General features: G+C 71.9%; 4 protein-coding genes. 3 read left to right on the plus strand and 1 reads right to left on the minus strand.

Annotated features, from left to right (window positions below; all coding sequences use genetic code 11):
* Positions 1-130: 130 nt before the first annotated feature.
* Positions 131-2539, plus strand: coding sequence for a BTAD domain-containing putative transcriptional regulator (locus ABZ646_RS36480; RefSeq protein ID WP_360528900.1), 2409 nt, complete (start codon positions 131-133; stop codon positions 2537-2539).
* A 38-nt stretch (positions 2540-2577) separates the two neighbouring features.
* Here ABZ646_RS36480 and ABZ646_RS36485 read toward each other — a convergent pair whose 3' ends face one another.
* Positions 2578-3171, minus strand: coding sequence for a YdeI/OmpD-associated family protein (locus ABZ646_RS36485; RefSeq protein WP_360528903.1), 594 nt, complete (start codon positions 3169-3171; stop codon positions 2578-2580).
* 260 nt (positions 3172-3431) lie between these two features.
* On the opposite strand from ABZ646_RS36485, the gene ABZ646_RS36490 reads away from it, so the two are divergent.
* Together ABZ646_RS36490 and ABZ646_RS36495 are read left to right on the plus strand one after the other, a co-directional pair.
* Positions 3432-6197: an AAA family ATPase gene (locus tag ABZ646_RS36490; protein ID WP_360528906.1), complete on the plus strand. Its 2766-nt coding sequence runs from the start codon at positions 3432-3434 to the stop codon at positions 6195-6197.
* Positions 6198-6305: 108 nt separating this feature from the next.
* Positions 6306-6916: alpha/beta fold hydrolase (locus tag ABZ646_RS36495; protein WP_360528909.1), on the plus strand; the 611-nt coding region annotated here is incomplete at its 3' end.

Consider the following 6916-nt stretch of genomic DNA (forward strand, 5'->3'; position numbering starts at 1 on the left):
CCTGGTGGGTCTGGACCTGCCTGGCCGGCGGCGGACTCGGGCTGATCGGCGTCTGGTACGTGAAGAAGCGCGACGCGGCGATCAAGCGGGCCGAGTCTTCGCGGCGGTGGAGCGGGAGTATCCGGCTGCGGTGAAGGAAGCCGCCGCGGCGGCCCTCGAAGCCGGACCGGCACTCGCCGGGCAGATGCTGCCGATCCTCAGGCAGACGGCCGCGGCCCACCCCTTGGACGAGGTGCTCCACGCGAGTCTCGTCACAGCGCTCGCGGTGACCGGACACCGGGCCGAGGCGCGGAAGGCCTACCGGGACGTCAGTACGCGACTCGTCGACGAACTGGGCCTGGACCCGGGCCCGGAACTCCGCGCCGCCGAGCAGCAGTTGCCGCGCGGCACCGCCTCCGTGCCGCCGGGCCGACCGGAGGCCGGGAGCAGCGTTCGGAGCGGTACCGAGGACGCCCCTCCCCAACTGCCTCACGGCGGCGTCTGTGTACCGGAGGCTGCCACCGAGAGGACCGGTCCGGCGGACGATGCGACTCGGGTCCGTCCCGCACAACTCCCTCCCGACCTGGGTATGTTCACCGGGCGCCGCGCTGAACTGGGGCGGGTGCACGCACTTCTGTCGCCTTCCGACGACCGGCCGAACACCGTGGTGATCAGCGCGATCGGTGGCATGGCGGGCGTCGGCAAGACCAGCCTGGCGGTGCACTGGGCCCACCAGATCGCCGACCGCTTTCCCGACGGGCAGCTCTATGCGGACCTGCGCGGCTTCGACCCGTCGGGGTCGATCGCGGATCCGTCGGAGGTGATCCGCGGCTTTCTCGACGCCCTGGGCGTCCCCGCGCACCGCATACCGGTCGGCCTTGACGCCCAGGCCGCCCTCTACCGGACTCTGCTGGCCGGGCACCGCGTCCTGGTGCTGCTGGACAATGCGCGCGACACGGAACAGGTCCGCCCGCTCCTGCCGGGCTCCGCCGGATGCCTGATCGTCATCACGAGCCGCAACCACCTGCACGGACTGGTCGTCGTGGACGGCGCCCATCCCCTCTCGCTCGATCTCCTGACAGCCGCGGAGTCCCGGGAGTTCCTCAGGAGGCGACTCGGCGCGAAGCGGGTCGCCGAGGAGCCGTCGGCCGCTGACGAGATCGTCGAACTGTGCGGCTCCCTCCCACTGGCACTGGCCATCGTCAGCGCCCGTGCCGCGGCCCGTCCGGGCCGGAGCCTCTCGTCTGTCGCCGGGGAACTGCGCGAGACCCGCGGCAGCCTCGCCGCCTTCACCCACGATGATCCCGTCCCCGACCCCCGCACGGCGTTCTCGTGGTCCTACGACGCTCTCACCCCGGGTGCGGCGAGGCTCTTCCGCCTCCTGGCGCTCCATCCCGGCCCCGACGTGTCCACCGCGACCGCGGCCGTTCTGCTGTACCTGCCTCTCAAGGACATCCGCCTGCTGCTCGCCGAACTGGTCGGCGCGCACCTGCTCACCCAGCGGTCCCCGGGCCGCTACGGTTCCCACGAACTCCTGCGGGTCTACGCCGCGGAACTGGCGGAGTCACACGACACGCCCGAGGACCGGGACGCCGCTCGGCACCGGCTGCTCGACCACCTCCTGCACACCGCTCACCGGGCCGACAGCCTGCTCGCACCCCACCGGGAACGGCTCACCCTGTCACCGCGGATCGCCGCCGGGGCCATTCCGACAGCGTTCGAAAGCCGGGAGAAGGCGGCAAACTGGCTCAACGCCGAGCGTCCGGTCCTCCTCGCAGCCGTGCAGGAGGCGGCCCGGTCCGGCTTGCGCGCCCACTGCTGGCAGCTCGCCGCGACACTGGAACTCTTCCTCGACCGGCACGGCCGATGGCAGGACCAACTAGGTGTTCAGGAAGCGGCGTTGCACGCGGCCGAGGAACTGGGCGACCTCTCGGGACGCGCGCACGCGCACCGGGCCCTGGGCTTCGTGAACGGGCGCCTGGAACGCCCCGCCGCAGCACGCGAACACCTGTGCACCGCGCTGGAACTGTTCGCCGCCGTCGGAGACGCGCCCGGCCAGGGGCGCGTCCACCGCTACCTGGCCTTCCAGGCCAACCGCCGAGGCCACCACCACGAGGCACTCGACCACTACCGCGAGGCGCACGCGCTGTACGAGGCGGCCGGTCACCGCAGCGGACAGGCAGGCATCTCCAACGAGGTCGGCTGGACCCGGATCCTGCTCGGCGCGTACGAGGAAGCCCTGGCCGACTGCCGACGGGCGATCACCATGAACCAGCAACTCGGCGACCGCAACGGGGAGGCCGCCGCATGGGACAGCCTCGGGTACGCCCACCACCACCTCGGCCGGTACCAGCAGGCCCTCAGCTGCTACGCACACGCGTTGACGGCATACCGCGAGATCCACGACGACTACCTGGAAGCGGACACCCTCGTCCACATCGGTGACGCCTGGGAGGCCGACGGCTCCCGGGAGCGGGCGGCGGGCGCCTGGCGGCAGGCGTTGGAGATCCTCGAGACCATCGCGCACCCGGATGCCGAGCACGTACGCGCCAAGCTCTGACGCCCCGTCACGCACAGCGGGGCGTCGCCTCTCCGTGGCTACGGGTGCAGCTTCTCGCCCTTCGCCAGCATCGCCACGTACGTCTCGATCCGGCGCGCCCGGGTCTCGGCCTTCTTGGCGTCCTGGATCCGGTACAGGATCGCGTAGCGGTTCTGCCGGTCGAGTGTCTCGAAGAACTCCGCAGCGGCCGGGTCGGCGGCCAGGGCAGCTGCGAGGTCGTCCGGCACCGTGGCGGTCTTCGCGCCGTCGTAGGCGGCCTCCCAGCGGCCGTCTGCCTTGGCGCGGTCGACCTCGGCCTGCCCCGGCGGACGCATCCGGCCCTGCTCGATCAGGGAGATGACCTTGTCCCGGTTGGCTTTGGACCACTTGCTGCGCGGCTTGCGCGGGGTGAACCGCTGGAGCCACCACTGGTCGTCGAGCGTGGCCTTCTGGCCGTCGATCCAGCCGTAGCAGAGTGCCGCGTCGAGCGCCTGGGTGTAGTCCAGCGCGACGATTCCGGGGCCCTTCTTGCGCAGCTTGAGCCAGATGCCGGGCGAGACGGCGTGGTTCTCGCCGAGCCATTCCCGGAATGCCTCGGCGGATTCGAACGCGACGATCTCCAAGTCCTGAGTCACCCCGGCAGCGAACCACATCCGGCCGATCGCCGGCAGGTCCAGCGGGCAACGCGCGGCACATCGGGCAGCCGGGGCCGAGCGACGCACGGGCCCCGGACGGCACTCCGCGAGCACGCGGTCGACGCCGGTCACCTTTCGGGCAGCGAATGTCCACAGAGTCTCCACTACCGTCCACGACGTGCGTTTCCCTCGGCGAGTGGCGACGGCCCGGCTGCCAGGTACTTCGACCCTGCGGTGGACGCCCGGCAAGGCGCCGCGCGCGAAAGGAGGAGGTTCTCATGGTGCGGTCCTGGGTTCACGCGGCGGAGCCGCCGATGGTCGGTCGGCACTCGGAGCGTGCGGCGATCGGAAGGCTGCTCGAATCGGTCCGTGACGGCTTCAGCGGAGTCCTGGTGCTCACCGGCGACGCGGGAGTCGGCAAATCCCGGCTTCTGGAGTACGCCGCAGAGTCCGCCCAGGACCTGACCGTCGTCAGGCTGGTCGGCGTGGAGGCCGAGACGCGACTGGGCTACGGAGCCCTGCACCGGCTCCTGCGGCCCTACCTCGGCCGACTGCCGGCTCTGCCGCCACGCCAGCGTGACGCCCTGAGCGCCGCCTTCGGGCTGACCGAGGCTTCGCCGTCCGACCGCCATCTGGTCGGGCTGGCCGCGTTGACGCTGCTCTCGGACGCGGCCGCGGCGACGCCGATGCTGTGCGTGGTCGACGACGTGCAGTGGCTGGACCGCGAGTCGGCGGAGACCCTGGCGTTCGTGGGCCGGCGCCTGTGTGCGGACTGCCTCGGGCTGTTGTTCGCCGGGCGCGACGGGACCGGCGGCCACGACGTCTTCGGCGCCCTGCCGGCGCTCCGGCTGGACGGGCTCGCGGACACGGAGGCCAGGGCCCTGCTGACCGCCGGCGTGACCGGACACCTGGACCAGGCGGTCGCCGAACAGCTCGTCGTCGGCACCGGAGGCAACCCGCTCGCGCTCCTGGAACTGGCGGTGAACCTCGGCTCGGAACAGCTGGCCGGGGTCGTTCCACTGCCCGAGCCGCTCCCGGTGAACCAGCAGCTGGAGGAACACTTCCGGCGGGCGGCGGCGCTGCTGCCCGCCGACACCCAGACCCTGCTGCTGCTCATGGCCACCACGCCGACGGACGACCAGGCGACACTGTGGCGCGCCGCCGGCGCCCTGGGGCTGTCCATCCGGTCTGCCGCGCCCGCGGTCGCCGCGGGGATACTGCACCGCGCCACCACCGTCGAATTCCGTCACCCGCTGATCCGGTCGGCGGTCCACTCGGGGGCGTCCGCCGCGGAGCGGCGCACCGTCCAGGTGGCGCTCGCGGCCACGAGCGCCCCCGAGCGCCGGGCCTGGCATCTGGCCGAGGCGACCGACGGTCCGGACGACAGCGTGGCCGCGGAGCTCGAAGCCGCCTCCGAACTGGCCCGGACGCGTGGCGGATACTCCGAACAGGCCCTGGTCCTCACCCGGGCCGCGGAGATGACCGCGCATCCTGGCAAGCGGGCCGAGCGGTATCTCGCCGCGGCGGCGGCACACCTCACCGCCGGCAATCTGCCGGCGGTCCAGCCACTGCTCGACATCGCCACTCCCGACCTGACCGGGCCGGTCGTCCGGGCCCGCGCGACACGGCTGCGGGCGTCGGTCGAGATGATCAGTGGCCGCCCCCGCCATGTGCCCGCGATGCTGCTGGACGCGGTGGCCGACCTGGGCGCCGACGATCCCGCAGCGAGCTGGGACCTGCTGTGCGAGGCGACGTACGCCGCGATCGTCGGCGGCCGGATGATCACGGGGACGACTCCCCACGAGGTCGCCAGGGCCACCGCGGACGCCTGGCGCGCACCGGCGCTGCCTGCCTGGAGCCCCGATCCGCTGATGGCGGCACTGGCGCGCTCGGTCGCCTACGGCTACGCCGCGGGAGCCCCGGCCCTGGCAGCGGCCCTGGCCCGGCTGCGCACCGCGGACGAGCTCCAGGAGCAGAATCCGCTCAGCGTCATGATCAGCGCCGCGGGCGACGAGTTGTGGGACATCGAGGCCAAACGGGAGATCCTCGGGAAGCTGGTGACGGCGGACCGCCATCGCGGAGCACTCCACGGGCTGATCATGGCGTTGCTCGCCCTCTCCACCGTGGAGATCTGGGACGGCCGGTTCGCCGCCGCCGAGAGCTGTTACAACGAGGCGTGCGACTACATGGCCGCGACCGGATACAGGGAGTCAGGGGACTTCCACAAGGCACTGCTGTACGCCTGGACCGGCCGGGAGGCCGAGTTGCGGGCCGCGGTCGCGACGATGCGCGCCTATTCCGAGAAGCTGGGGATCGGAATGACCTACCGGTGGATCGGCCAGGCCCTGAGCATCTTCGAGATCGGCCGAGGGCGGTACCGGGAGGCGCTGGACGCCCTGCTCGCGGTGTTCACCGACCACCCGTTGATCCTCGGCGACGTCAATCTCGCCGGAATGGTCGAGGCCGGGCTGCGGGCGGGCGACCGGAAGGCCGCCGCCCTGGCCATGGAGCGCATGGAGGAGCGCGCTCCGCTGGCCGGAACCCCCTGGGCGTTGGGGCTGCTCGCGCGCTGCCGGGCCCTGATCACCGACGACGACGGGGCCGAGCAGCTGTACCTGGAGTCGATCGCGCAGCTCGGCAAGGTCCCGGTGGCCGTCGAACTGGCATGGTCGCGCCTGCTGTTCGGCGAGTGGCTGCGCCGTCGCAGGCGTCGTGCCGAGGCCAGGGTCCACCTGCGGGCCGCGTACGAGTCCTTCGAGTCCTGGGGAGCCGCGCCGTTCGCCGAGCGGGCGAGGGCGGAGCTGCTGGCCACCGGGGAGAGGGCGCGTAGACGAACGGTCGACACCCAGTTCGACCTCACCCCGCAGGAGCGTCATGTGGCGACACTGGCCGCGTCGGGGTTGACCAACCCGGAGATCGCCACCCAGTTGTTCGTCACCACCTCCACCGTCGAGTTCCATCTGAGCAGGGTGTTCCGCAAGCTCGGTATCACGTCGCGCAAGCAGATAGGGCGCAGGCTGACCGAATCCGAGTCCGGCGACTGACCGTTCGCACCGGGGTGGCTCCCCGGTGCGAACGAGACGCCGACCGGTGTGGAATACGACCGACCGGCACCGTCGATGCCGGTGGAAACCGGTCATGAGGAGGCGGCGATGACGGGATCCGGAGTGCTGAGGATGACGGATCACGCCGGCATCCCGCTCACCCACGGCCGGCCACGGGTCAACGGGGTTGACCTGCACTGTGCGACGGGCGGCAGCGGCGACCCGGTCGTCCTGCTCCACGGCGTGCCGAAGACCATGTTCTTCTGGCGCCACGTCATCCCGCTGCTCACACCGCACTACACGGTCGTCGCGGTGGATCTGCGCGGATTCGGCGGCTCCGGGCGTCCGGCGACCGGGTACGACACGCGGACCCTGGCCGCCGACGTCGCCGCGCTCATGGCAACGCTGGGACACGACCGGTACCGCGTGGTGGGCGAGGACTGGGGTGCGGCCGTCGCCTACGCCGTCGCGGCCTTCCACCGACCGAGGGTCCTCCAACTCGTCTTCCAGGAGACGAGACTGCCCGGCCTCCCGGTGCCCGACCTCGGGCCGCTCGCCGCCGAGGATCCCCGCACCGGCTGGCACCGCTCGTTCTTCGGCCTGCCGCACTACCCCGAACTGCTGATCGCCGGCCGGGAGCGTGCCTTCTGGACGTACTTCATGCGGCGGATCATGTGGGACCCGAGCGCGTACACGGACGCCGACGAGGAGGAGTACAC

Source organism: Streptomyces sp. NPDC007162, assembly GCF_040634175.1.
In the GTDB taxonomy this organism is placed as follows: domain Bacteria; phylum Actinomycetota; class Actinomycetes; order Streptomycetales; family Streptomycetaceae; genus Streptomyces.

Excerpts from the sequence above, each read along its gene's own strand:
- ABZ646_RS36485 (WP_360528903.1), bottom strand. The coding sequence starts at position 3,171 with ATGTGGTTCGCTGCCGGGGTGACTCAGGACTTGGAGATCGTCGCGTTC.
- ABZ646_RS36490 (WP_360528906.1), top strand. The coding sequence starts at position 3,432 with ATGGTGCGGTCCTGGGTTCACGCGGCGGAGCCGCCGATGGTCGGTCGG.